Consider the following 25,635-nt stretch of genomic DNA (forward strand, 5'->3'; position numbering starts at 1 on the left):
TCACAGCAGGTCGTAGGCGTCGGCGCGGGTCAGACGCCGTGCTGGTACGCGTGCTGCGCGGCCAGCCGGACACCCGCGTTCTGTGCCCCGTAGCCGCGATAGCCACCGGTGCGTTGCACCAGCTCGAAGAAGACCCGCCCGATGGTCGGGGTGTAGCAATGGAAGAACTCCCCCGTCTCGTCGCGGTCGTAGAGGATGCCCGACTCCCGCAGTGTCCGCAGAAGGTGTGGCTCGATGTCGTGGCGCGCGTCCAGATCGTCGTAGTAGTTGTCGGGGATCGGCAGCAGTCCCGCGCCCCGCTCCCGCAGGAGACGGGCCGTGGCGACGATGTCGTCCGTGGCCAGCGCGATGTGCTGGAAGCGGACGTTCTCCTCGCCCGGCGCGGGGGCGACGTTGAGGGCGATCCGCACGCCACCGTCCGGGCCGGCGACGGCGCGGCTGCGGAACAGCCCGTACGGGTCGGCCAGGTCGAGGCTCTCATCGGCCTGGAGCCCCAGGACGCGCCGGTAGAACAGTGAGGCTTCGTCGAACTGGTGCCATGGCTGGGTCAGCGCGATGTGGTCGATGCGACTGACGCCACCGGCCGGCTCCGCGTGCGTCGGCGGCAGACCGGTGAAGTCGTCGGTCCAGCTCGGATGGTCCGGCTTGCCCGTACGGCAGAAGAACAGCTGCGTGGCGTCGGGTGCGGCGACGGCATCCAGCGGAGTGTCCTTCGGGCCGCGCCGGCGCGGGACGACGGGGGCGAGCAGTGCCTCCGCGCGCCGTGCGGCCTGTGCCGGGTCGGGGGTCTCCAGGCCGATGGCGGCCAGGGCGGGTCCGCCGCGGTGGCCGCCCGCGCCGGTGTTCACCAGGATCCGGGCCTCGCCCTGCTGCCACAGTTCGACCGGTTTGGAGGTGTGCCGTCCGGCACGGGAGAAGCCCAGTGCCCCCAGTACGCCGCGCAGCGGCTCGGTGTCGGCCGCGGTCAGCTCGGCGAAGGCGAAACCCGAAGGGGCGGCCGCGGCGGGCGGCGCGGCAAGTCCCGCGGACTCCTCGAGGAGAAGGAGGGAGCGCAGCGCGTCGACGGCGGTGGACGCCGCGCCTGCCTGCCGGAAGACGTCGTTGAACACTTCGAGGGACAGGGGGCCTCGGTATCCGGCTTTGACGGCCGCCGCCACCACGCCGGCGACATCGAGGCCGCCCTGGCCCGGGAAGCAGCGGTAGTGGCGGCTCCACTGCAGGACGTCCATCGCCATCAGCGGTGCGTCGGCCAGCTGGAGGAAGAAGATCTTCTCGCCGGGGATGTCGGTGATACCGCCAGGATCGCCTGCCCGGGAGAGGATGTGGAAGCTGTCCAGGCAGGTGCCGAGGGCCGGATGGTCGGCCTGTTCGACGATCCGCCAGGCGTGGTCGTACGTATCGACGTGTCGGCCCCAGGCGAGTGCCTCGTACGCGATGCGGATGCCGCGCCGCTGTGCCCGGTCCGCGAGCTGTCGCAACTGTTCGGCGGCGAGAGCGTCGTCGTCCAGGGATTCCGGGGCGACGCTGGAGCAGACCAGCAGCAGATCGGCGCCCAGCCGCTCCATCACGTCGAACTTCCGTTCCGCGCGCCGGAGGTTGCGGGCGAGCAGCTCGGCGGGGACGGCCTCGAAGTCGCGGAACGGCTGGTAGAGGTCGATGCTCAGGCCGAGGTCGGCGCAGCGCAGGCGCACGTCCTCGGGGCTGAGCGAGGTGGAGAGCAGATCGTTCTCGAAGATCTCCACGCCGTCGAAGCCGGCGGTGGCGATGGCGGTGAGCTTCTCGGAGAGCGGGCCGCTGAGGGAGACGGTGGCGATCGACTTGCGCAAGGGGGTGCTCCTCTTGATGACTCAGACCGGGGTGGCGGCCAGGCGGGCGAGGTCGGTGAGCATGTGTTCGGTGTGGGGCTCGAGGCCGGTGAAGAGCCGGAAGGCGTCGGCGGCCTGGAAGACGGCCATGCCGCCGCCGTCGAGCGTGCGGCAGCCGAGCGCCGCTGCCTGGCGCAGCAGCTCGGTCTCCAGTGGGCGGTAGACCACCTCGGCCACCCACATCGCGGGGCGGAGCAGCTCCGCGGGCAGCGGCATCCCGGGGTGGGCGGCCATCCCGGTGGGGGTGGCGTGGACGAGCCCGTCGGCGTCGGCCAGGTGCCCCGGCGCGTCCGCCACGGCGGCTCCGGACGCCCGTCCTGGGCCGAAGCGTTCGGTCAACGCGCCGGCCAGCCGGTCGGCGCGCGCGGGGTCGGTGTCGAGCAGGGTGAGGCGGTCGACGCCGAGGGTCAGCAGCGCGTGCGCCACAGCCGCGCCAGCCCCGCCCGCTCCGAGCTGGACGACATGTTCGGTCGGGACGTCGCGCAGGCCGCGGGCGAAGGACTGGGCGAAGCCGGTGACGTCGGTGTTGTGCCCGATCGCGCGGCCGCCGCTGAAGACGACGGTGTTCACCGCGCCGAGCCCGGCCGCCTCCGGGGCCAGCTCGTCGAGGTGCTCGATCACGAGCTGCTTGCAGGGGTGGGTGATGTTCAGTCCGTCGAAGCCGAGCCGGCGGGCCGCGCGCAGCAGTTCGCCGACGTCCTCGGGAGCGATGCCCAGCACGTCGATGTCGAGGGTGCGGTAGACCAGACGGACACCGTGCCGGTCGGCCTCGCGTTCATGGAGTGCGGGGGACAGCGAGGGGCCGATGCCGCTGCCGATCAGGCCGGTGAGGTACGAGGTCATCCAATGCTCCCGTGGTTCGGACGCGCCACTTAATAACTAACTAGTTCGTACATTACGGTGCCGGGGCGGCCGGTGGAAGTGCCTGGGGAGGGGCCACCCCGGCGAAGGGGGCCGGCTGGCGGGCTCGCTCAGCGTGCGACCGGCTGGCGTCGCGATGCCCGGTCCGGTTCGGGCGAGGGGCGCAGGCCGAGTTCCGCGGTGGGTGTCCTGTGGGTCTCGCGCCCGGTCGCCACGGCGATCGCGCAGACGGCGCAGAAGGCCGCGGTGAAGGCCGCGACCCCCACCCAGTTGTCGCCGTTCGGGCCGGCGATCTGAGCGGCGAACGTCACGGCGAACCCGGCCACGGCGAAGCCGGTCTGCGTGCCGACGGCCACGCCGGACAGCCGGACACGGGCCGGGAACATCTCGCTGTAGAAGGAGGGCCAGATGCCGTTGGCCGCGCTGTAGACGACACCGAAGAACAGCAGCCCGGTCACGAAGACCAGGGGATAGCTGCCCGTGGAGATCGCCCACAGGTAGACGAAGATCATGACACCGGATCCGAGTGCGCCGACGAGGAAGACCGGCCTGCGGCCGATCCGGTCGGAGAGCCTCGCCCACAACGGGATGGCGACCAGCGCCACCGCGTTGGCGCAGCCGTTCACCCAGAGCATCCCCGACTTGGTCAGCCCCGCGGCCTCACTCGTGGCGTACGAGAGTGCCCAGACGGAGAAGATCGTGCTGACCGTGGCGATCAGGGCCGCCGCGACCACCCGCAGTACGTCGGCCCAGTGGTTCCTGAGCAGCTCCGCCAGCGGCATCCTGGCCACGTCCTGGCCGGCCGACGCCTGCTGGAACACCGGGGTCTCCTCGAGCGTCCGGCGGATCACGTACCCCGCGATGGCGACGAGGGCGCTCAACAGGAACGGGATCCGCCATCCCCACGAGTACAGCTGCTCGTCGGGGAGCGCCGCGACGGGGATGAAGACCAGGGTCGCGAGGATCTGGCCCGCCTGGGTGCCGTTCAGGGTGAAGCTGGTGTAGTAACCGCGCCGGTGCTCCGGCGCGTGCTCCAGCGTCATGGCGTTCGAGCTGGCCTGCTCGCCGGCCGCGGACAGGCCCTGCAGCACACGCATCAGTACGAGCAGCACCGGGGCGGTGGTGCCCGCCTGGGCGTAGGTGGGCAGGCACCCGATCAGGAAGGTGGACAGACCCATCAGGATCAGGGTCCACACCATGATCGTGCGCCGTCCGAGCCGGTCACCGAGATGGCCGAGGAAGAGTGCTCCGACGGGGCGCGCGGCGTAGGCGACGCCGAAGGTCGCCAGGGAGATCAGCGTCGCGGTCGCCGGGTCGTCCGGGGCGAAGAAGACCTTCGGGAAGACCAGCGCGGCGGCGCTGCCGTAGATGAAGAAGTCGTAGTACTCCAGGGCGCTGCCGATCCAGGCGGCGAGGGCGGCCTTGCGTGGTTTGCCCTGGGGCGGAGCGGGCGGCGCCCCGCCGGCGTACGGGTGAGCGGACACGTGGACTCCTCGGGGGACAGCCACCGGCCCGGTCGGTGCGGGCGGCGGGTGGCGCGGGTACGTGAACGGCGTGTTGCGGGGGAGGCCAGGCGTAGGGCGAGTGTCGCATGCCCGGCCGAAGAAGTTAACGCACTAGATAGTTAATTAACTTGGGTGGGATGCTGCCCGCCGCCCTGACCGGTGTCAATACATCCGCCCGTAACAAGGCGCGGACACCCGCACGGGCGCTGCGGTGGCGTGTCTGCCGCAGCTGCGGGTGCCATGAAGGTGCGGGCCCGTACCGGCCGCGCTCAGGTTCTCGCCCGGCACGGCCGACATACTTGATCGAGCGGCTTCAGGCCCCCTTCGGCGGCTTCAGGCCTCTTTCGACGGCGTGAAGGACCAATCCAAGTGCGGCGCGAGGACGGATCCCGAGCATGGACGACGACGTTTCCTCTCCGCCGCTGCGCGGCATCCGACGCCTGACCGCCGGCGCGGTGAGCGGTCTGCTCGCCGGCTACGCGGCCATCGCGGTCGCGGAACTGGTGTCCGCGGCCGTGCGCCCGGAATCGGGCCCGGTGATCGCTGTGGGCGGTGCGGCCATCGACCGTACGCCCGCCGCGGTGAAGGACTGGGCCATCCGGCAGTTCGGCACCGACGACAAGCTCGTGCTCCAACTCGGCATCCTCGCGGTGCTGACCGTGCTGGCCCTGGGCCTCGGCATGCTGGCCACGCGATGGCGGCTCATCGGTTCACTGGGAGTGCTTGCCTTCGGCGTCGTCGGGGCGCTGGCCGCCACCGGCCGACCGGACTCGACCGGTGCCGGAGATGCGCTGCCCTCCACGGTCGGAGCCGTCGCGGGCGCCTGTCTGCTCTTCTGGCTCATCGGACGGCTGGGCGACGCCGACCACGGTGTGCGCGAGCGTGATCAGGCAGCTGCGGGAGGGGAGGGCAGCCCGTCCGGGACGCGCCCCGGTGACGGGGCGGACGGCTCCGGATGGGACCGGCGCGGCTTCATCCGCGCAGCCACCGCGACCGCGGCCGCCTCCACCGGTGCCGGACTCGCAGGGCGTGCGCTGAACGGATCCCAGGGCCAGGGTGCCGTCGCCTCCCGCAAGGGGATCGTCCTCCCCAGGCCGTCGTCCTCCGCGTCCCCGGTGCCGAAGGGGGCTGGGCTGCGGATCAAGGGCATCAGCCCGTTCGTGACGCCGAACGCGGACTTCTACCGGGTCGACACCGCGCTCGTCGTGCCCAAGGTCGACGCGACGTCCTGGCGACTGCGCATCCACGGGCTGGGCGTGCAGCGTGAACGCACCCTGACCTTCGACGACTTGCTGAACATGCCGCTCATCGAGCGCGACATCACGCTGACCTGTGTCTCCAACGAGGTGGGAGGCCCCTACGTCGGAAACGCCCGCTGGATCGGAGTCCGCCTGGCCGATGTGCTCGAACAGTGCGGGGTGAGGCCCCCGTCGAAGTCCGGCCCCGCCGATCAACTGGTGGCCCGCTCGGTGGACGGCATGACCATCGGCAGTCCGGTCGAGGACGTCATGGACGGACGCGACGCCCTGCTCGCCGTCGGCATGAACGGTCAGCCGCTGCCTTTCGAGCACGGCTTCCCCGTCCGCATGGTCGTCCCCGGCCTGTACGGCTATGTGTCCGCCTGCAAGTGGATCAGAGACATCGAACTGACCACGTTCGACGCCTATGACGCGTACTGGGTCGAGCGGGACTGGGCGCAGCAGGCCCCGATCAAGACCGAGTCGCGCATCGACACGCCCAAGCCGTTCGGCCGGCCGCGGGCCGGCACCGTCATGGTGGCCGGCGTCGCCTGGGCCCAGCACCGGGGCATCGACAAGGTGGAAGTCCGGGTCGACGACGGTCCGTGGCAGGAGGCCCGCCTCGCCGCCGAGGACACGCGGGACACCTGGAGGCAGTGGTCCTACGCGTGGCAGGCGACCAAGGGCGGTCACACGCTCACCGTCCGGGCGACCGACCGCACAGGCCAGCCCCAGACGGAGAAGCGCGCCGACACCATGCCGGACGGCGCCACCGGCTGGCACACGGTCGCGGTCACCGTCGACTGAATCGACGCGCGCTGTACTGCGCGCCGGGGCAGCGCCACACGCGGATCACTCTTTCGAGCGGGCGACCAATCCGTCACGCGGCCGGCGCCGGATTCCCCGTGATGAAGGCGGATGGCCTTCACATTCCAGATCGCTGAGGGACTGTCATGCGTACTCACTTCCGTCGGGCCGCTGTCGCTGTGGTTGCCGCCGCGGTGCTGCCGTTGGCGTTGACCGCTTGCTCGGACAGTGGTTCCGAGGAGAAGGCTTCCGAGGGTTCGACGTCGGCCGCGTCGAAGGGGGCGGACCAGGCCGATCCGTCGAAGGACACGCCGGCCGGGACGAGCGAGCCGTTCGGACCGGCGTGTTCCACGGTCCCCAAGGAGGGGGCGGGCTCGTTCGACGGAATGGCCAAGGACCCGGTCGCCACGGCGGCCTCGAACAACCCCGCGCTGTCGACCCTGGTCAGTGCGGTCAAGAAGGCCGGCCTGGTCGACACGCTGAACAACGCGAAGAACATCACGGTGTTCGCGCCGACCAATGACGCCTTCGCGAAGATCCCGAAGGCCGACCTCGACAAGGTGCTCAACGACAAAGCTCAGCTGACCAAGATCCTCACGTACCACGTGGTGGGTCAGAAGCTGGCTCCCGAGGACCTGGAGAACGGCTCCTTCGAAACCCTGGAGAAGTCCAAGCTCACCACCGCCGGCTCGGGTGAGTCCTACAAGGTCAACGACAGCGCCGACGTGGTCTGCGGCAACGTCAAGACGGCCAACGCCGACGTCTACATCATCGACACCGTCCTCATGCCCGAGAAGTAGACGGTTCCGCTGCCGCGCGGGCCGAGGTGCGGAAGCAGCGCGTTGCGGCCGCCGGGACGGCGGGACACGATCCTGTCCCGCCGTCCCGAGGAGGGCTCCACGGGGTCACCGTGGAGCCCTCCTCACGGCTTCCGGGGCGGCAGGGGAAAGAACCCGCTGGTGCGGCGCTGGTATGCGGCATAGCCCGGACGCGTGGCCATGTGCTGCTCGAGAAGCCTCTTGCCGCTGCCCCGGGTCAGGAGAACGCTCATCACGATCGGGGAGATCACGCAGACGGCGGCCACCACGGGGACGTCGCAGGTGAGCAGGAAGAGCCCCCACCAGACGCAGAAGTCCCCGAAGTAGTTGGGGTGTCTGGTCCAGGACCACAGACCCCGGTCCATGATCTGGCCGCGATGAGCGGGATCCGCCTTGAAGCGGGCGAGTTGGGCGTCACCGACCGCTTCGAAGGAGACACCCAGCGCCCACAGCGCGATGCCCAGGACAGAGACGGCGGACAGCGGAAGTCCGATGTACTGCGCGGCCTGGACGGGCAGGGAGACGAGCCACACCAGGGCCCCCTGCAGGAGGTAGACATGGCTCAGCGCGTACAGCATCGGGTTTCCGGGGGCCTTGGCCAGCATCCGGGCGTACCGGGGATCCTCGCCCTGGCCGCGCCCGCGCCGACCGATGTGCACGGCCAGCCGCAGTCCCCACACAGCGGTCAGACCGGCGACCAACAGTCGGCGTGAAAGGTCTCCGTGTCCGTGTGAAGCGGCCAGTGTCACCACCGCGACGGCGGTGAAGGCGATGCCCCAGGCGATGTCCACGATCCGGTGGACTCCGGTCCGAAGCGAGACGGCGAACGTCGCCAGGACGACGGCGAGAGCCGCGCCGGCACTCCAGGCGAGGTTCAGCGCGAATGCTCCCCAGGGAAAGCCGCTCACCGGTCCGCCAGCCCTTCGTACCAGGTCGGGACATCCGTGGCGGCCGCGGAGACGCCGGGGCCGGGCCGGACGCACAGGATCTGGTCGACTCCCATCCGGCCCTGCTCGAAGGCGAGTCCGCCGCCGGCGAGGTAGAGACGCCACACGCGAGCGGCCTCCTCGCCCACGAGGCCGACGAAGCCGTCCCAGTCCGCCTCGAGCGTGTGATGCCAGGCGGCGATGGTACGGACGTAGTCCTCCCGCATCGCCTCGACGTGGCGTACCTCCAGGCCCGCGGCCTCAAGCAGCCCCGTCGTCTCGCCGAGCGGGCGCATGTGCATGTCCGGCGCGATGTACGTCTCGATGAACGGGCCACCGCCGGGCGCGTTGTGCCGGCGCGACATCTGCTGGACGAGCACACGCCCGCTCGGCATCACCAGACGGCACAGGGCTTCGGCGAACGCCGGGTACTGGCCGTCCCCGACATGCTCACCCATCTCGACCGCCGCCACGCCGTCGAAGCCACCGCCCTCGATGTCGCGGTAGTCCTGGCAGACCACCTCGACACGGTCGGACAGACCGCGTGCGCGGACCCGCTCCCGGACATGGGCTGCCTGCTGCCCGGCCAGGGTCACGGCGGTCACGGACACGCCGTGGTGCTCCGCGGCATGCAGGGTGAGCGATCCCCATCCGCAGCCGATGTCGAGGAGCCTGGTGCCGGGACGCAGCGCGAGTTTGCGGCAGATGAGTTCGAGTTTGGCCCGCTGCGCGTCAGCCGGGGTGAAGCCGGAGTCCGTGCGGGCCCAGTATCCGCAGGAGTACGCCATGGTCTCGTCGAGCAGCCGCTGGTAGAAGGTGTTGGACAGGTCGTAGTGGTGGCTGATCGCGGCCCGGTCGCGGGCACGGCTGTGCGGGCTTCCGTGCAGCCGAGCCCGGCCGGCCGGGGCGGGAGGACGGGGTCCGAGGGCGCCGAGCCGGATCGCGAGGGCTGCCGCACGGGCGCGGTCGGTGGGCGTCGCCCTGGGGGCCCGCAGCCCGTGTTCCCGTGCCGCCGCCCACATCGAGCGCAGTCCTTCCGTGAGCTCGCCCTCCACATCGACGTCCTGCGCGATGTAGGCCTCAGCGAGGCCCAACTCGCCCGGCTGCCACAGGAGTCGGCGCAGGGCGCGCCGGTGGCGCAGCACGACCACGGGCCCGCTGTCGGGGCCGGCCTCGCTGCCGTCCCAGGCGCGGAGCCGGACCGGCAGAGGTCCGCCGAGGACGGTGGCCGCGAGGGCGGCGACCCGCGGTGCGACTCCGCTGCGCAACGTTCGGAGCAGACGCGTCATCGGACGTGATCCTCCTTGGTGAGCAGGTACTGCTGGACATCGAGGTAGCCGGAGCGGAAGCCGGCCTCGGAGTAGGCGAGGTAGAAGGTCCACAGGCGTTGGAAGGTCTCGTCGAAGCCGAGGTCGCGCACGTCCTGCTCGCGACGGGTGAACCGTTCGCGCCACAGGCGCAGTGTTTCCGCGTAGTGCGGGCCGAAGGCGTCACGTCGGGCGACGGTGAGACGGGTGTGGTCCCGCACCGTCTCGGCCACGGCCCTCGTCGACGGGATCATTCCGCCGGGGAAGACGTACTTGTGGATCCAGGTGAAGGTGGACCGCGTGGCGAGCATGCGCGCGTGTGGCATCGTGATGGCCTGGATCACGGCCCGGCCGCCGGGCACGAGTCGTTCGTCCAGGGTGCGGAAGTAGGTGGGCCAGAACTCGGCGCCGACCGCCTCGATCATCTCCACGCTCACGACGGCGTCGTACTGCCCACGTGCTTCCCGGTAGTCGCACAGTTCCACGCGGGCGCGGTCCTGGAGGCCCGCCTCTGTGATGCGCCGCCGGGCCAGGACCTGTTGTTCTCGCGAGAGCGTCAGGGACGTGACCTCGGCCCCGCGCGCCGCGGCCCGCAGGCACAGTTCGCCCCAGCCGGTGCCGATCTCCAACAGGCGGGTGCCGGGGCCCACCTGGGCCAGGTCGAGCAGCCTGTCGATCTTGCGGTGCTGAGCGGCGGCGAGCTGGTCCCAAGTGGCGGGCAGGGAACGGAAGACGGCGCTGGAGTACGTGAGGGTCTCGTCCAGGAAGAGGGCGAACAGGTCGTTGGACAGGTCGTAGTGGCGGCTGATGTTGGCGCGGGCGCCGTGCCGGGTGTTGCGTTCCTCGGCCGGATGACGCGGTGCCCACAGACCGCGAAGGCGTTGCAGGGGCGCCGGGACGAGTTCGTCGGCATGGGCGGCCAGCACGGTCAGCACGGAGACCAGATCCGGTGCGTCCCATTCACGGGCCATGTAGGACTCGCCGAAGCCGACGAGGCCCGATGCGCCGATCCGCGCGTGGAACGCGTCGGGGTCTTCTATGTCCAGCAGTGGGCCGCCCAGGCCGGCGAAGGGGGTTCCCTTGATTCTGGCCCGCAGGGGGAGGCGGTCCAGAGCGCGCCGGAGGATCAGCTCGGTGAGTCTCCTGCGGGCGCGTGATGTCCTGGGCGCCGCGATGATGTCGGGCCAGCGCGCCGGGTCGACCGTGTCCTTCCGGTGGCACGTCGTCGTCATGCCGAGTCCTTTCGTGTGTCATCGCCCCGGCGGGGCTGGACAGGCAGTCCTCGCAGGTAGAGGCGAACTCCGTGAAATCTGATGGCAGCCGCCGCCGCGAGCGGGGAGAGAGGGTGGCGCACGGCAAGGCGCAGCAGTTGTGCGGCGGTGGCGCTCCTGCGTTCTCCGCGTACGCGTGCACTGAAGGCCCGGCCCTCCGAGCGGTCCAGATGCACCGTCAGATCCAGGCTCTGCCGCGGCAGCGGGAGCCGCATGCGGTAGTGACCGTCGACCGCGAAGAACGGTGAGACGTAGAACTGCTTGGCGGTGCTCGCGCTGCCGTCCGGCGCGGGCCTCAGGAGGTAGCAGTGACGGCCGCCGTAGGTGTTGTGGACCTCGGCGACCACGTACCGGACGCCGCCGTCGGGTCCGTGGCACCAGTACACGGTCAGCGGATTGAAGACGTAGCCGAACACGCGTGCCTGCGTCAGCATCGTCACCATGCCGCCGTCGAGGCGCAGGCCGTTGCGAGCGAGGAATGCGTCCAGACCGGCACGGATGGTGGGCCGGTCGCCGCCGAAGTGGTCGCGCGCGTCGAAGCGCGCCAGCACACGCAGGGGCCATGGGAGGCGCGGGAGGTGATCGGGGTCGACGAGCCACAGGTAGGTGCGATGGCGCAGGGTGTAGCGCGTGGGGCGGGCGCGCACATGAGTGATGGTGCAGGGGTAGAGGGCGGCCATCGTGTTCACCAGCGTCCGCCGAGCGCCGCGGCCGCCCGCACGCCGGAGCGGCACCCGTCCTCGTGGAATCCCCAGCCGTGATAGGCGCCGGCGAAGGCACACACGGAGCTGTTCAGGTCGGGAAGCAGACGCTGGGCGGCCACGGACCGGGGGGTGTACAGGGGATGTTCGTAGACCATCCGCGCCAGGACGGTGTCCGGATCGACGCGGTCGTGGCCGCCGAGGGTGACGACGTAGGTCTCGGCCGCCGTGAGTCTCTGCAGGCGGTTCATGTCGTAGCTGACCCGCACACGGTCGGCCCCGGCCGCGCAGGACGGCATGACGTAGTTCCACGAAGCCCGGGCGCCACGGGCCGCCGGCAGCAAGGAGGTGTCGGTGTGCAGCAGAGTCTCGTTGCGCGCGTAGGAGAACGCGCCAAGTGCCGTGCGCTCCGCCGCACTCGGGTCCGCGAGGAGCCGCAGGGCCTGGTCGGGGTGGACCGCGATCACCACCGAGTCGTACGTGGACGTGGCTCCATCGGCGGTGGTGACGTCCGCGCCGTCCGGATGCCGCCGTACCGCCTTGACCGCGGCCCCGGTGCGGACCTCGTGCACGTGCTTGGCCGCCCTGTCGACGTACTCGCGGGAACCTCCGGTCACGGTGCGCCACACCGGGGAGCCGCCGACGGACAGCAGCCCGTGATGGTCCAGGAAACGGAACAGGTACGCGGCGGGATAGTCCTGCGCGATCGCGGCGTCGCACGACCACACCGCCGACACCACCGGTGTGACGAAGTGCGTGCGGAAGTACGGGGAGAAGCCCGAGCGCTCGAGAAACCCGCCGAGCGTGATCCCGCTGTCGGCGCCTGCGGCCAGGAGCCTGCGGGCGGCGCGGTGGAAGAGCGGCACCTCGGACAGCAGCCGCAGGTAGCGAGCGCTGACGAGATTTCGCGGGCGGGCGAAGAGGCCCGCGAGGCCGCGCGCCCCCGCGTACTCGAGACCGCAGCCCTCGCACCGCACGGACATGCTCATCTCGGACTCCTGGGTGGCGACGCCCAGTTCGTCGAAGAGCCTCAGCAGGTTCGGATAGGTGCGACGGTTGTGCACGATGAACCCGGAGTCCACCCGCTGCGGACGCCCGTCCGCGCGCGAGACGAGATCGTGCGTATGGGCGTGCCCGCCGAGCCGTTCGTCCGCCTCGAACAAGGTCACCCGGCGGGTACGGGACAGGATGTAGGCGGCGGTGAGACCGGCGATGCCGGCGCCGATGATCGCCGTGCCACGTGGCTCCCGCACCGTGGGTGTCCGCTCGGATTCGCCTGTCATCTTCTCTCCCCTGGCCGGCTGATCTCCGCTGTCTCACGTAATCCGGAGCAGGTCCGAGGACGGATTGGCGCGGTCGATCAGCCGACCGCCGGTTGCGCGTCGAAGGCGGTGGGGCCTCGTCGGGTCAGGCCGGGAGCTTCATCAGGGCGATGGGCGCTGAGGTCGGATGCTCGGAACCGCCGGCCGGCTCGACGGTGATACCGATGCCGGACGCACCGTCCACGGCGCCGTCCAGCAGGACGGCCTGGTCGGTTCGGGCGGTGTCCATGAGCCCGGCGGGCCGCATGGTGCCGCTGTCGTCGAACCACAGCTGGTACACCTTGCCGCGTGGCGGTCGGGCCATGTCGGAGGCGAGGAAGACGGCCCGGTCGCGTTCGTGGGAGACGACCACCGTGCCGGAGGCCCCGTCGGCGAGCTCGGTGGCGAGGCTCTTCGCGTCGGATGCGGAGAGGACCTCGGCGATGTGCTGGTTGTCCTGCTGTGCCTGGCGGGCCTGTTCGGTCGCGTCCTGCGCGCGCTCGTGCTGCCACACGGCGGTGCCGCCCAGTGCCGCGGCCGCCGCGAGACACGCGGCGAGCGCCCACCGCGAGGCTTGCCGCCACCGCAGGCCGCGGGCGATCCGCTCCGAGCGGGGTGCCCCGGGCTGTTCCTGCCGGACGGTGGTGATGCGGCGCAGTACCTCCTCGCGCAGCGCGGGGGAGGGAGTCGTCGTGGCCGCCAGGCCCAGGCGGGCCGCGGTGGCGGTCAGTTCGGCGGTCTCGTCGCGGCAGGCCTCGCACTCGGCGAGGTGGCGTTCGAACGCGGCGCGCTCCTCGTCCGGCAGCGCGTGCAGCGCGTAGGCGCCGGTGAGTGTGTGCAGGTCGGCGGTGCTCACGCGGTCACCCCCAGGCAGTCGCGCAGCCGGATCAGTCCGTCACGCAGGCGGGTCTTGACCGTGCCCAGCGGCACGGTCAGGGCCTCCGCCACCTGCCGGTAGGTCAGCCCACGGTAGTAGGCGAGCGTGACGGCCTGGCGCTGGATCTCGGTGAGGGTGCGCAGACAGCGGCGCACCTGCTCCCGCTCCAGACGGGCCTCCACCTGCTCGGTCACCTCGTCGAACTCGGGAGTGCGGGCGAGCTGTGCGGCTCTGCGCTCGCGGGCGGTCGACGCCTCCACCGACCGCACCCGGTCGATGGCCCGCCGGTGGGCCAGGGTGAGGATCCAGTTGATCGCCGTGCCCAGGTCCGGCCGGTAGCGCGGTGCGGTGCGCCACACCTCCACCAGCACCTCCTGGGCGACCTCCTCGGACTGTGCCCGGTCGCGCAGCACGGCTCGTACGGTGCCCAGGACGGGGCCCATCACCACGTCGTAGACCGAGGCGAACGCGGATTCGTCACCGAGGGCGGCCCGGCCCACCAACGCCTCCAGGTCCGGTTCGGCGTCGGGGTGACGGCCGATGTGCACAGCTTCCATCACAGGTTTCTCCGCAGGGGCTCGACGGTTCTACTTCTCATTCGGTGCGGACGGGGAAACGGATTGGTTCTCTTGCCGATCCGTCCGGCGATCAGAGAAGTATCGGGGCCCGCTACTGTCCCTTCGAGGCCGAGCGAACCAGGAGCGTCAGTGATCGAGCGTGGACATCTGCCCCCGGAATCCGCAGCGGGTCGTGCCGCTCTGGTGCCGCGTCGGGTGCCTTCGAGCGTGGACGCCGCCGTGCTGTTCCTGCACGGGGGCCGTGCGGACGACCGCACGGCGTCACGGTCGTGGCACCTGGCCGCTTTGCGGATGAAGCCCTTCGTGCGGGCCACCGCGGCGGCCCTGGACGGTGCTCCGGTGCTGCTCGCCGAGGTCCGGTACCGGGTGCGCGGCTGGAACGGAGACGACGCCGACGCGCTCCTGGACGCGCGAAGCGCGCTGGCCGAGCTGGGGCGGCTCGCCGGTGACGTACCCGTAGTGCTGGTCGGGCATTCGATGGGGGGCCGCGCGGCCCTTCTGGCCGCCGCGGCTCCGAACGTGACCGGAGTGCTGGCGCTGGCTCCGTGGTGCCCACCCTCCGACCCGGTGAGTCACCTGGACGGCAAGCGTGTCACGGTGCTGCATGGGGACCGGGACCGGGTCACCGATCCACAGGCGTCGGTGGAGTTCACGCACAGAGCACGGACCGCCGGCGCAAGCGTCGAGACGCGGCTTGTGCCCGGAGGCGATCACGCGATGCTGCGCGGCCGCCTCGACTGGCACCGAGCGGCAGCCTCGATCGTGATCGACCTGCTGGGTGAAGCGGCACCCTCGGTGACGCGGAAGCCCGATCCGACGGGGGACTGACGGAGCCGGTCGGTCAGCGGCCAGGGTGCTCAGGGACTCGCTCCCTCCGCATGAGGTCCGCCATGCATCCGGACTCAACCGGCCCTCGCCGGTCCCGGAGCGGTCGGCTGATTCGGCTTCCCGTCCCGGCCCGGGTGGCGGTGACGCCAGTACGGATTGTCGTGCGGCAGTTTGCTGGAGACCCGGCCGTACATGCCGAACGTCGCGATCAGCAGCCCCATGGCGAAGCTGAACAGGACGTTGGTCATGCCGAAGTCCAGGAAATTGGCCGAGCGGTCGAGGACGAAGAGATGGAAGAAGCCGCTCAGCAGGAACAGACCGCCCACGGCCATGTTCAGGACGGAGGCGATGTTGCCTCCGGCCACGGCTCCCGCGAGGAGCAGGAAGCCGACCGCGGTGGAGATGACGCTCAGCGTGACATTGCTGGTCATCCCGGCGATCGTCTCGCCCGCTGTGTCGAAGGGGCTGAGCGCGTCCGCGAAGCCGAGGCCGGCGAAGACGAGGAGCAGCAGTCCGCAGAATCCGGCGCCGAAACGGTAGACGGTCGCCAGGCGGTGGTCGACGGGAAGTTCGTCTCGTAGCTTCATGCCCCTGATTCGCCGGGAATGCCCGCTGCGGATGCAGGATGTGCACGGGGACCCGTACGACCCCAGGGAACGACCGAGAGGACGACCGGGCCTGATCGTCCCGATCGTGCTCGTCCCGACTGACGCGCAGGCGCATCCGACGGGCGGCCGCACGGCGAAGCAGAAGACAGGGAGCCCGGCACCGACCTGACCACGGCCAGACCCCGGCCCCGCACGACCACTGTCCCAGGAGAGCCACATGACCGTCGCAGTCGTCCTGTTCACCGCGGACCTGCGTCTGCACGACCACCCCCCGCTGCACGCCGCCCTGCGCGCGGGGGACGAGGTCGTCCCGCTGTTCGTACGTGATCCGGGGGTGCACGCGGCCGGCTTCGACGCACCCAACCGCCGGGCGTTCCTCGCCGACTGCCTCACCGATCTCGACGAGCGGCTCCGGCAGCGCGGCGGCCGCCTGGTGATCCGCAGCGGCCCGGTCGCCCGGGAGGTGCGCGCCGTCGCCGCCGAGTGCGGGGCCACCGAGGTGCACATGGCAGCGGACGTGACCTCCTACGCCCACCGGCGCGAGCAGCGCTTGCGCGAGGCACTGGACCCGGACGGAGTGACACTGCACGTCCATGACTCCGTGACCACCGCCGTCGCTCCCGGCGCGGTGACACCGGCCGGGAGCGACACCGACCACTACAGCGTGTTCACCCCGTACTTCCGCCGCTGGTCGCAGGTGCCGCAGCGCGAGCCGCTGCCGGCACCGCGCACCGTGCGCGTCCCCGAAGCGGCTCGCGGCGAGGGCCCGCCGTCGTCGAAGGACGTCGACGGAACCTCGCCCGGACTCCCCGAGGGTGGCGAGACGGCCGGCCGGGCCCGCTGCGCCCGGTGGTGGGGCGCCGGTGACCTGTCCCGGTACGAGGACCGGCACGACGACCTGGCGGGCGACGCCACCTCCCGGCTGTCGCCCTACCTCCACTTCGGGACCCTGTCGCCCGTCGAGGCCGTCCACCGTGCCCGCGCGCACGGCGGCCCCGGGGCGGAGGCGTTCATCCGGCAGGTGTGCTGGCGCGACTTCCACCGACAGGTCCTCGCCTCCCGCCCCGAAGCGGCGGCCGCGGACTACCGCTCCCGGAACGACCGGTGGCGGGGTGAGGACGACGCGGCGGAGGACATCGCCGCATGGCGGGAGGGCCGCACCGGCTATCCGGTCGTGGACGCCGGCATGCGGCAACTGCGCGAGGAGGGCTGGATGCACAACCGCGCCCGCCTGCTGACGGCCAGCTTTCTCACCAAGACGCTGTACGTGGACTGGCGCATCGGTGCCCGGCACTTCCTCGACCTGCTCGTCGACGGGGACGTGGCCAACAACCAGCTCAACTGGCAGTGGGTGGCCGGCACCGGAACGGACACCCGCCCGCACCGCGTCCTCAACCCGGTCGTCCAGGGCAAGCGCTTCGATCCGCGCGGCACGTACGTCCGCCGCTGGGTGCCCGAACTCGAGGGCGTCGAGGACCGCCTGGTGCACGAGCCCTGGAGGCTGCCCCGCGAGACCCGGGCCGGGCTCGGCTACCCGGAACCGCTCATCGACCTCGCGGACGGCCTGGCCCGCTTCAAGCAGGCACGCGGCCGGGACTGAGGGACCAGATGTGCACGGCCCCGTCGGTGCGCATGGACCGCACTTCCATGCGGGACAGGACGAGGGACGACGCGTCAGTGCGCGGGCTGTTCCAGACGGAGCCGCAGCGTGTGCATTCCCCGGCGGGCATGGCTCTTCACCGTGCCCAGAGGAAGCCCGGTGCGGGCGGCGATCTGCGATTGGGGGAGGTCCGCGTAGAAGGTCAGCCACAGGACCTCCCGCTGCGCGGGCGGCAGCAGGCTCAGCTCGTGCCGGACCACGACGCGGTCCACGGTCTGCTGCGCCAGCCGTCCCTCCGGCAGCGGTACGTGCATGTCCTGCTCGGACCGTGCCGCGGCGGCGAGACGGGCCTGACGGGCCCGGGCCGCGTGGGCATCCGCGATCTTGTGCCGGGCGATGCCGACGAGCCAGGAGGGGGCGTTGCCCCGCTCGGGACGGAATCCCCGGCGGCCCTGCCAGGCCGCGAGGAAGACTTGCTGGGTGACGTCCTCGGCATCCCGGGAGTCGCCGAGCGCGCGCCTCGCGATGTTGTGCACGAGGGCCGCCCACCGCTCGTACACCTGCCTGCAGCCGTCCTCGTCGCCCCGCAGAAAGGCCTCGGCGAGCACTTTGTCGGTGGGGACCCCCGCCACGGTGGCCGAACCTTGCTCCGGGTGCACCTTGTGCGTCGTGGTCATTGTGAACACTCCTCGGGCAGCTCATCGGGTCCTGACGTACCAGGCGACGCGCACCTCGTCGCGTCTGCCGCCAGAGTGATCGCGCTAAAATCAATGCACAAGTTGCGTCGTTTATGCATCGTTTACGGACTGCAACCGAACCGTGGTCGGGGGCCGAACTGCCAGGGCACGGATGAAGGAGGGCGCATGAGCGGCAACAGGCACCGTGACGTGTGTGAGGTGCGGGACGTCGGGGCGCGCTCGGCAGGTCTGCACTCCGCCCCCGTACGGGGAACCGTACTGACGTCGGATCGACCGTGACGCGTCGGGGAACGGCCGGCGGGCCGGAGGAGACGGCTCCGGACGAGCCCGTCGGCGCCGCCCTCACCACCGGAGCACTCGCGCGCAGGCTCGGCGTCGCCCAGACGACGCTGCGCACCTGGGAGCGGCGCTACGGCATCGGCCCCAGCCACCGTGAGGAGGGCCGCCACCGCCGCTGGTCACCCGAAGACGTGGCCCGGATGGAGAACATGTGCCGGTTGACCGCGCAGGGCGTCGCGCCTGCAGAGGCGGCACGGCTGGCGATGGCGGCGGACGGTCGCGCGACGGACCGCGCCGCCCCCGCGCCGCGCCCCCGTACCCCGGGTGGCTTCCGTGACCTGCCGCTGGGTCAGGTCTGGCCGGAAAGCAGAGGCCTGGCGCGCGCTGCCGTGCGGCTCGACGCCTCGGCCGTGCAGGCCCAACTGCGTGCCGCGGTCGACGCGTACGGGGTCGTGGTGGCCTGGGAGCAGATCATCGCCCCGACCCTGCACGCCGTCGGTCGCAAGTGGGCGACGGCCGACGAGTCGTACGTCGAAGTGGAGCACCTGCTCTCCTGGCACGTGTCGACCGTGCTCCGGTCGGTGGGTGCGTCCGCCACGGTGGGTGCGTCCGCCACGGTGGGTACGTCCTCCGCGGACGGGCGCCCGCCGGTCCTGCTCGCCTGCATGCCGGACGAACAGCACAGTCTGCCGAGCGAGGCCCTGTGGGCGGCGCTCACCGAGCGGGCCCTGCCCGCCCGGATCTTCGGGGCCGCGCTGCCGAAAGAGGCTCTGGAATCGGCGGCCCGGCGACTCGGTCCGGCAGCCGTCGTCCTCTGGTCGCAGTCCCGCGAGACCGCGGACATGAGCATGGTCCGCACGCTCCTCGCCCTTGAATGGGGCGTCCGCGGAGCCCGGAGCCATCCCCTGGTCCTCCTCGCGGGCCCTGGCTGGGCCGACGCACCGGCGGAGCCAGGAGCGAGCCGCCTCACCGGACTCGCCTCCGGCCTGGCGCTTCTCGAGTCGATGTACCGCGCGAGCGGGTAGGGGGCAGTGGCGGGGAGGTCGACGCTGTGGCGCAGGAGCTGCTCGAAGGGAACGGCGTCCCAGCCGATGGTCTGTCCATGGACGAGGGCGCCGTCCTCTGTGCGGGCAACGATTCCCGGGACGCCGATGCCGACGCCGAGGAGCTGCGCGGGGCGAATGCCGGCCTCGCGCAGGACCTCCGCGATTCCCTTCCGGACGTGATCGGCGACCAGATCGACCTCGTAGCGGGAGGCCCGGGGGCCGGAGCTGAGCAAGGCCCGCTCCACGCGGGCGAGTTCTGTGAGCGTGAGGTCGAAGAGTTCGACCCGGACGCGGGTCTCGCCGACGTCGACGCCGATCATGTAGCCGCTCTCCGAGGTGACCTGGAGCAGAGTCTGGGGTCGCCCGCCGGCGACCGTTCACGTTGCGTCGACTACGCGCCCCAGAAGCGCACCATCAAGAGCGGCGGCTACCGCTACGCGGACATCATTCGCGCTCACCGCGCGACGGGGGACCCGCGATGTCCTCGGTAGGGTCCGTCGCCTCCTACGCCGACGCGCGCTCGACCAGGGTCGGACGGAAGATCGATGAGGCGGGCGGGGCCTCGCGTGCCGTGATCTGTCCGAGCAGCAGGCGAGCGGCCTCGGCCGCCATCTCCTCCACCGGCTGGCGGATCGTGGTGAGCGGTGGCTCGCAGGCGAGAGCGGCCTCGCTGTCGTCGAAGCCGACCACGGCGATGTCGTGGGGCACCCTCAGACCCCTGCGCTCCAGGGTCAGCAGTGCGCCTTGCGCCATGAGGTCCGAGGCGACGAACAGGCCGTCCAGGCCGGGATGTTCGGAGAGGAGACGGCGCATGGCTTCGGCTCCGCCGGCCTGGGTGAAGTCGCCCTCTGCCGTGGGCGCGTCGCTGATGCCATGGGCCGCGAGGGCCCGGTGGAAGCCGGTCAGGCGTTCCCGGGCGGCGGGCATGTCCTGCGGGCCGGTGATGGTGCCGATCCGTCGGCGTTCCAGCGAGACGAGGTGGTCGACGGCCATCCGGGCTCCCGCCCGCTGGTCCACTTCCACGTACGGGAGCGTCGCTGATCCGGCAGGGTTTCCGGCGATCACAGCCGGCAGGCCCGTCTCCGAGAGGAGCTGTGGCAGTGGGTCCGAGGCGTGGGAGGAGATCAGCACGGCGCCGTCCACATGGCCACGGCGCAGATAGGAGAGGAGCTGCCGGCGGGAGTCCTCGTCGTCCACCAGCATCAGCGCCATAGGCACCCCGGCGGGACGAAGGACCTCGAGCAGCCCGCCGACCACCCGGCCGAAGTGCGGGTCGGTGAAGACACGGCCGACGAAGGAGGCGGCGACGTCGCGCCGCTCCCGTTCGGACACCACCAGGGCGATCGAATCCGTGCGGCGCGTCACGAGGGAGCGGGCAGCCTGATTGGGGACGTATCCGGTGGCCTCGATCGCGTCCTGCACCTTGCGGCGCAGTGCGGGGTCGACGGTGGGCCTGGCGTTGACGACACGCGAGACGGTGGCGCGTGACACCCCGGCGACCCGGGCCACATCCTCAAGGGTCGCCGGGCGGACCGGGCGCAGGTCGTCGACACTCATGCGGTCCTTTATAGCAACCGGTCGCCCTCAACTCCCGTGTGCTGATGGGGAGATGGCTCTGACGCATTGGTCCGTACCAGACCGTGCACGCCTCTTGACTTGTTCAGTTCAAAGGAACAACCATCCAACACGAGAGAGCGCTCTCCGGCCAGTTTCGGTTCAGTTCTTGAACATCAAGGCGTTGTGTCGCTCCTCCAGCGCGCTCCTGAGCGCGCACACCGAGCCACCCCCCGACCGAGAAGAGTTGCCCATGTCAGCGCAGCACCGGTCCGCTTCGGAGCCTGTTGCCACAACCCCCCTCGCCCGCCGCACGGCACTCGCCGCCATGATGGCCGTTCCGGCCGCCGGGCTGATCGCCCAGCGGGCCGTGGCAGCCACCGGGGGTCCCGCGGCGCAGGCCGCGAAGCGGCCGAAGGGCGCGCACGCCGCCGCCCCGGACTTCGGGCCCAACGTCCTCGTCTTCGACCCTTCGACTCCGGGCATCCAGGCCACGCTGGACGAGGTGTTCCAGCAGCAGGAGTCGGCGCAGTTCGGCACCGGCCGATACGCCCTGCTCTTCAAGCCCGGCACCTACAGCGGCCTCAACGCCCAGATCGGCTTCTACACGTCGATCATGGGCCTCGGTCTGTCGCCCGACGACACGCACATCAACGGCGACGTCACCGTGGACGCCGGCTGGTTCGACGGCAACGCCACCCAGAACTTCTGGCGCTCGGCCGAGAACCTCTCCCTGACCCCGGTCAGCGGCGCCAACCGCTGGGCCGTCTCACAGGCCGCACCCTTCCGGCGCATGCACGTGCGCGGCGACCTGAACCTCGCCCCCGCCGGATACGGCTGGGCCAGCGGCGGCTACATCGCCGACTGCCGCATCGACGGCACCGTCCAGCCGTACTCGCAGCAGCAGTGGTACACCCGCGACAGCTCGGTCGGCGGCTGGCTCAACGGCGTGTGGAACATGGTGCAGTCCGGTGTCGAAGGCGCCCCCGCGGACGCCTTCCCGAACCCGCCCTACACCACGCTGGACACCACCCCGTTCTCCCGGGAGAAGCCCTTCCTCCACTTCGACGGCACCGAGTACCGCGTCTTCCTTCCCGCCCTGCGGACGAACGCACGAGGCACGAGCTGGGGCAACGGCACCGCACAAGGGGAGTCGCTGTCCCTGTCCCGCTTCTACGTGGCCAAGGAGGGAGACTCGGCGAACACCCTCAACGCCGCTCTCGGTCAGGGGCTGAACCTCCTGCTCACGCCCGGCGTCTACCACCTCGACAAGCCGATCGAGGTCACGAGGGCGAACACGGTGGTCCTCGGCATCGGGTACGCCACGCTCGTCCCCGACGGCGGCGTGACCGCGCTCAAGACGGCCGACGTGGACGGCGTACGGCTGGCCGGCTTCCTCGTCGACGCGGGCACCGTCAACTCCGGGACGCTGGTCGAGATCGGCCCCGAAGGCGCGAGCACCGCGCACGCCACGAACCCGACCACCGTGCAGGACGTCTTCGTCCGGATCGGCGGCGCCGGCGCGGGCAAGGCCACGACCAGCATCGTCGTCAACGCCCGCCACACCATCGTCGACCACACGTGGGTGTGGCGCGCCGACCACGGCGACGGCGTCGGCTGGGAGACCAACCGCGCCGATTACGGCGTTGTCGTCAACGGTGACGACGTCCTGGCGACCGGCCTGTTCGTCGAGCACTTCAACAAGTACGACGTGCAGTGGAACGGCGAGCGCGGGCGCACGATCTTCTACCAGAACGAGAAGGCCTACGACGCCCCGAACCAGGCCGCGATCCAGAACGGCGACCTGCGCGGCTTCGCCGCCTACAAGGTCGCCGACCACGTCACCACTCACGAGGGCTGGGGCCTGGGCAGCTACTGCTTCTACAACGTGGACCCGACCATCGTGCAGGAACACGGCTTCGCCGCCCCGGCCGCCCCGGGCGTGAGGTTCCACCACCTGCTGGTCGTCTCCCTCGGCGGCAAGGGGCAGTACGCCCACGTCATCAACGCCATCGGCAACCCGACCTCCGGCTCCGACACCGTGCCGTCGACCGTGGTCTCCTACCCCTGATCCCGGTTCGGCTGCTTCCTGTACGACATGCAACCGCACCTCGGGCGGGACCGAAGGCCGGTCCCGCCCGAGGTGTTCCGCGCCTGCCGACTTCACGAACGGACGTCTGCCGGGGTGTGCGGACCGAGCGGGGTCACGACATGGTCCACTTCTGGTTGGCGTTGCCGCTGCACTCCCAGGTCTGGAGCTGGGTGCCGTTGGCCGTGTTGTTGTCGGTGACGTCCATGCACTTGTTCGCCGCGAGGTTGACGAGGTCGTGGGTGGCGGCGTTGTACGTCCACTGTTGGTTGCCGCCGCCCGTGCAGTCCCAGAGCTGGAGCTTCGCGCCGCTCGCCGTACTGGCGCCGGTCACGTCGAGGCACTTTCCGAGGGCGCGCAGTTGGCTGCCGCTGAACGACCATTGCTGGGCGGCGGTGCCGTTGCAGTCGTAGAGCTGGACGGGGGTGCCGTTGGCCGCCGAGGCGCCCTGGACGTCCACGCACTTGCCGGCCAGGCCCTTGATCGCCTGGCCGGTGCTGCCGGTGTTGCCGGTGGAGACGTGGACGTAGTCCACGACGAGCTGTTGCGGGAAGGAGGTCGAGGCGTCGGGGTCGCCGGGCCAGTCGCCGCCGACCGCGAGGTTGAGGATGAGGAAGAACGGCTTGTTGAAGGCCCACTGATTGCTGCCGATGTCGGCTGGGGTGCGGGTCTGGTAGACGTGGCCGTCCACGGACCAGGACACCTTGTCCGGTGCCCAGTCGACCGCGAAGGTGTGGAACGCGTCCGCGAAGGCTCCCGAGGACAGGGAGTATCCGGCACCGATTCCACCCGCCCCCGAATAGCCGGGGCCGTGCAGGGTGCCGTGGACCGTGCCGGGCTCCCGGCCGATGTTCTCCATGACGTCGATCTCGCCGGAGCCCGGCCAGCCGACGCTGCCGATGTCGGTGCCGAGCATCCAAAAGGCGGGCCACATGCCCTGACCTCGCGGGATCTTCATGCGGGTCTCGACATGTCCGTACTGTGCGCTGAACTTGCCGGAGGTGTTCATGCGGGCCGAGGTGTACTGGCAGGTTCCGTACCAGCACTGGTAGCCCGAGGGGTTCTCCTTCCTGGCCGTGATGACCAGGTGGCCGTTGCCGTCGAGCGCGGCGTTGTTCGTACCCGGTGTGTAGTACTGGCGTTCGTGATTGTTGCCGTTGTTGTCGCCGGTCTCCTGGCTCCATCTGGACGTGTCGACCCCGGAGCCGGCCGGGCCGTCGAAGTCCTCGGTGAAGTCGGCCGCGAGCGTCGGGGCGGCCGGGACGGCGGGCGAGGCGCCGGCCGCACCCGCTGGGACGAGGGTGGCGCCGGCACAGAGGGCGGCGGCCGCCGCGCCGATCAGTCGGAGTCTCCATGGAGCACGCACGGTGCATCACATCGCTTCCGCGAGAGTCGGCTCGGCATTGCCATGGGCATGCCAAATATGCAGCCAGGGGAAGCCGAACCGGAACCTGTGGGGGCTTACTTCACGACTTGAAACTAGGAAGCGGCGGGGGAGGCGTCAAGGTTTTTGTCTGGACCAATCGCGGGGCGGGGGAGTTCGGCGCGGCAGTACGGGCGGCCGGTGGCGCTGCCGTCGGCGGACCGGCCGCCTCCTTCCGAGGCGACGGAAAGGGTGGAGGCGTGTGGCCCGCAGGTCTCCGGTCCTTCACACACTCGCCGCCATGTTCGCGGGCGCTCCGGGTAGATGCCGCTGACCCCATGGCGGAAGCCATGAAGGCATGAGGAACGGAGCGAACAACCCGATGATGCACACGTCCCCTCATTCCGACCCGGTGGCAAAGCCGCAGTTGGCGGCAGACCTGTCGGGCTGGATAGGTGATCACACGACGGCCCTCGTCGGCATACCCCTGCGCATCGCGCTGATCGTGGCCGGCCTGATCGTGGTCCGCGTCGTGGCGAAGAAGGCCATCGCCCGCGTCGTCCAGCACATCCTGGAACCGTCCGAGAACGAGAACGACGCCGAGCAGACCGTGTCCCGGCCGTCGGGGCGCGGCCCCACGCTGCTGCAGCGTGACCGGACCTACGCCAGGCAGCGCCGGGAACAGCGTGCGCGCACCATCGGCTCCGTCCTGGGCAGCGCCGTGACGATCGTCCTGTTCATGATCGGCGCCGCCATGGTCCTCGGCGAGGTCGGCATCGCCCTCGGCCCGCTGCTGGCCAGCGCAGGAGTGGTCGGCCTGGCGATCGGGTTCGGTGCGCAGAGCCTGGTCGCCGACTACCTCTCCGGCCTGCTCATCATGCTCGAGGACCAGTACGGCGTCGGCGACTCGGTGGACCTGGGCGAGGCCGTCGGCACCGTGGAGCACGTCGGCCTGCGCCTGACCCACGTACGTGATCTCAACGGCGGCCTGTGGCACATCCGCAACGGCGAGATCCTGCGTGTGCGCAACGACAGCCAGGAATGGGCGCGCGCCGTGCTGGACGTCGCCGTCGCCTACGAAGCCAATCTCGACACCGTCTACCGCGTCCTCGAGGAGACCGGGCTGGCCCTGCGCAAGGACCCGTCCTTCAAGGGCCTCCTGCTGGAGGATCCGTCGGTGTGGGGTGTGCAGTCGCTCGACGCCGACGGCGTCCTGGTCCGCATCGCGGTCAAGACCGTACCGCTCGAGCAGTGGGCCGTCACCCGTGAACTGCGCCGCCGGACCAAGGAGGCACTGGACGCGGCCGGCATCGACATTCCCTTCCCGCAGCGCACGGTGTGGCTGCGCAGCGACGACCAGGGGAGCGAGCTGGGGGCGGTGCCCACGCAGCGCTGACGGCGTCCTCGGCAAGGTCGTCGAACCAGGGCCTGCCAGACCGTAATTGAGGGCGACCCCGGCCAGGGGAGGGCCTGACCTGGACCGGGGTCAGGCCCTCCCCGCGCTACTGCCCCGAC

The 25,635-nt window shown here is 70.8% G+C and carries 21 protein-coding genes and 1 pseudogene; 7 read left to right on the forward strand and 15 right to left on the reverse strand.

The window, feature by feature from the left end; all coding sequences use genetic code 11:
* Window positions 1–29 precede the first annotated feature (29 nt).
* From IAG42_RS35025 to IAG42_RS35035, 3 genes are all read right to left on the reverse strand, one after another.
* A complete protein-coding gene (locus IAG42_RS35025; protein WP_188340965.1) occupies window positions 30–1,826 on the reverse strand; it encodes a bifunctional sugar phosphate isomerase/epimerase/4-hydroxyphenylpyruvate dioxygenase family protein in 1,797 nt (598 codons plus the stop codon).
* 21 nt (window positions 1,827–1,847) lie between these two features.
* Window positions 1,848–2,708 carry a shikimate dehydrogenase gene (locus tag IAG42_RS35030; protein WP_188340966.1) on the reverse strand — a complete coding sequence of 287 codons (861 nt, stop codon included), beginning with the start codon at window positions 2,706–2,708 and terminating at the stop codon, window positions 1,848–1,850.
* A gap of 128 nt (window positions 2,709–2,836) precedes the next feature.
* Window positions 2,837–4,210 carry an MFS transporter gene (locus IAG42_RS35035; protein WP_188340967.1) on the reverse strand — a complete coding sequence of 458 codons (1,374 nt, stop codon included), beginning with the start codon at window positions 4,208–4,210 and terminating at the stop codon, window positions 2,837–2,839.
* Between the two features lie 416 nt (window positions 4,211–4,626).
* On the opposite strand from IAG42_RS35035, the gene IAG42_RS35040 reads away from it, so the two are divergent.
* Together IAG42_RS35040 and IAG42_RS35045 are read left to right on the forward strand one after the other, a co-directional pair.
* Window positions 4,627–6,276: a sulfite oxidase gene (locus tag IAG42_RS35040; RefSeq protein WP_188340968.1), complete on the forward strand. Its 1,650-nt coding sequence runs from the start codon at window positions 4,627–4,629 to the stop codon at window positions 6,274–6,276.
* Window positions 6,277–6,422: 146 nt separating this feature from the next.
* Window positions 6,423–7,076: a fasciclin domain-containing protein gene (locus IAG42_RS35045; protein ID WP_188340969.1), complete on the forward strand. Its 654-nt coding sequence runs from the start codon at window positions 6,423–6,425 to the stop codon at window positions 7,074–7,076.
* 122 nt (window positions 7,077–7,198) lie between these two features.
* On the opposite strand, the gene IAG42_RS35050 is transcribed toward IAG42_RS35045, so the two are convergent.
* The 7 genes from IAG42_RS35050 to IAG42_RS35080 form a co-directional block, all read right to left on the reverse strand.
* A complete protein-coding gene (locus IAG42_RS35050) occupies window positions 7,199–8,002 on the reverse strand; it encodes a DUF1295 domain-containing protein (RefSeq protein WP_188340970.1) in 804 nt (267 codons plus the stop codon).
* Window positions 7,999–9,309, reverse strand: a complete 1,311-nt coding sequence (locus IAG42_RS35055; RefSeq protein ID WP_188340971.1) for an SAM-dependent methyltransferase — start codon at window positions 9,307–9,309, stop codon at window positions 7,999–8,001. The genes IAG42_RS35050 and IAG42_RS35055 overlap by 4 nt, the downstream gene beginning before the upstream one ends.
* Complete coding sequence (locus IAG42_RS35060; RefSeq protein WP_188340972.1) at window positions 9,306–10,559, reverse strand: class I SAM-dependent methyltransferase; 1,254 nt, start codon at window positions 10,557–10,559, stop codon at window positions 9,306–9,308. The genes IAG42_RS35055 and IAG42_RS35060 overlap by 4 nt, the downstream gene beginning before the upstream one ends.
* Window positions 10,556–11,278: a DUF1365 domain-containing protein gene (locus tag IAG42_RS35065; RefSeq protein WP_188340973.1), complete on the reverse strand. Its 723-nt coding sequence runs from the start codon at window positions 11,276–11,278 to the stop codon at window positions 10,556–10,558. Before IAG42_RS35065 ends, IAG42_RS35060 begins: the two co-directional genes overlap by 4 nt.
* Window positions 11,279–11,283: 5 nt before the next feature.
* Window positions 11,284–12,582, reverse strand: coding sequence for an NAD(P)/FAD-dependent oxidoreductase (locus IAG42_RS35070; protein ID WP_188340974.1), 1,299 nt, complete (start codon window positions 12,580–12,582; stop codon window positions 11,284–11,286).
* Window positions 12,583–12,706: 124 nt separating this feature from the next.
* On the reverse strand, window positions 12,707–13,456 hold the full coding sequence (locus IAG42_RS35075) for an anti-sigma factor (RefSeq protein ID WP_188340975.1): 750 nt from the start codon (window positions 13,454–13,456) through the stop codon (window positions 12,707–12,709).
* Window positions 13,453–14,037: a sigma-70 family RNA polymerase sigma factor gene (locus IAG42_RS35080; RefSeq protein WP_188340976.1), complete on the reverse strand. Its 585-nt coding sequence runs from the start codon at window positions 14,035–14,037 to the stop codon at window positions 13,453–13,455. Before IAG42_RS35080 ends, IAG42_RS35075 begins: the two co-directional genes overlap by 4 nt.
* A gap of 225 nt (window positions 14,038–14,262) precedes the next feature.
* Between IAG42_RS35080 and IAG42_RS35085 the strand changes: the two genes are divergently transcribed.
* Window positions 14,263–14,883 carry an alpha/beta hydrolase gene (locus tag IAG42_RS35085; protein WP_317453353.1) on the forward strand — a complete coding sequence of 207 codons (621 nt, stop codon included), beginning with the start codon at window positions 14,263–14,265 and terminating at the stop codon, window positions 14,881–14,883.
* 74 nt (window positions 14,884–14,957) lie between these two features.
* On the opposite strand, the gene IAG42_RS35090 is transcribed toward IAG42_RS35085, so the two are convergent.
* Window positions 14,958–15,470, reverse strand: coding sequence for a DUF4383 domain-containing protein (locus tag IAG42_RS35090; RefSeq protein ID WP_188340977.1), 513 nt, complete (start codon window positions 15,468–15,470; stop codon window positions 14,958–14,960).
* Between the two features lie 238 nt (window positions 15,471–15,708).
* On the opposite strand from IAG42_RS35090, the gene IAG42_RS35095 reads away from it, so the two are divergent.
* A complete protein-coding gene (locus IAG42_RS35095; RefSeq protein WP_188340978.1) occupies window positions 15,709–17,091 on the forward strand; it encodes a cryptochrome/photolyase family protein in 1,383 nt (460 codons plus the stop codon).
* A gap of 74 nt (window positions 17,092–17,165) precedes the next feature.
* On the opposite strand, the gene IAG42_RS35100 is transcribed toward IAG42_RS35095, so the two are convergent.
* Window positions 17,166–17,768 (reverse strand): RNA polymerase sigma factor, encoded by a 603-nt coding sequence (locus IAG42_RS35100; protein WP_188340979.1) that lies wholly within the window; start codon window positions 17,766–17,768, stop codon window positions 17,166–17,168.
* Between the two features lie 296 nt (window positions 17,769–18,064).
* Between IAG42_RS35100 and IAG42_RS38200 the strand changes: the two genes are divergently transcribed.
* Entirely contained in the window at window positions 18,065–19,093 is a 1,029-nt protein-coding gene (locus IAG42_RS38200) for a MerR family transcriptional regulator (protein ID WP_223206313.1), read from the forward strand.
* On the opposite strand, the pseudogene IAG42_RS38205 reads toward IAG42_RS38200, so the two are convergent.
* A pseudogene (locus IAG42_RS38205) lies at window positions 19,090–19,482 on the reverse strand (ROK family protein); the annotation flags it as partial. The gene IAG42_RS38200 and the pseudogene IAG42_RS38205 sit on opposite strands and share 4 nt — an antisense overlap.
* 136 nt (window positions 19,483–19,618) lie before the next feature.
* Window positions 19,619–20,671, reverse strand: coding sequence for a LacI family DNA-binding transcriptional regulator (locus tag IAG42_RS35110; protein WP_188340980.1), 1,053 nt, complete (start codon window positions 20,669–20,671; stop codon window positions 19,619–19,621).
* A 250-nt stretch (window positions 20,672–20,921) separates the two neighbouring features.
* Here IAG42_RS35110 and IAG42_RS35115 point away from each other — a divergent pair, with 250 nt between their 5' ends.
* Entirely contained in the window at window positions 20,922–22,739 is a 1,818-nt protein-coding gene (locus IAG42_RS35115; RefSeq protein WP_188340981.1) for a coagulation factor 5/8 type domain-containing protein, read from the forward strand.
* 133 nt (window positions 22,740–22,872) lie between these two features.
* On the opposite strand, the gene IAG42_RS35120 is transcribed toward IAG42_RS35115, so the two are convergent.
* Window positions 22,873–24,123 carry a ricin-type beta-trefoil lectin domain protein gene (locus IAG42_RS35120; protein ID WP_188340982.1) on the reverse strand — a complete coding sequence of 417 codons (1,251 nt, stop codon included), beginning with the start codon at window positions 24,121–24,123 and terminating at the stop codon, window positions 22,873–22,875.
* A 355-nt stretch (window positions 24,124–24,478) separates the two neighbouring features.
* On the opposite strand from IAG42_RS35120, the gene IAG42_RS35125 reads away from it, so the two are divergent.
* Window positions 24,479–25,516, forward strand: coding sequence for a mechanosensitive ion channel family protein (locus IAG42_RS35125; RefSeq protein ID WP_223206314.1), 1,038 nt, complete (start codon window positions 24,479–24,481; stop codon window positions 25,514–25,516).
* Window positions 25,517–25,635 lie beyond the last annotated feature (119 nt).

Origin of the sequence: Streptomyces xanthii, assembly GCF_014621695.1 — a bacterium.
GTDB classification, from domain to species: Bacteria; Actinomycetota; Actinomycetes; order Streptomycetales; family Streptomycetaceae; genus Streptomyces; species Streptomyces xanthii.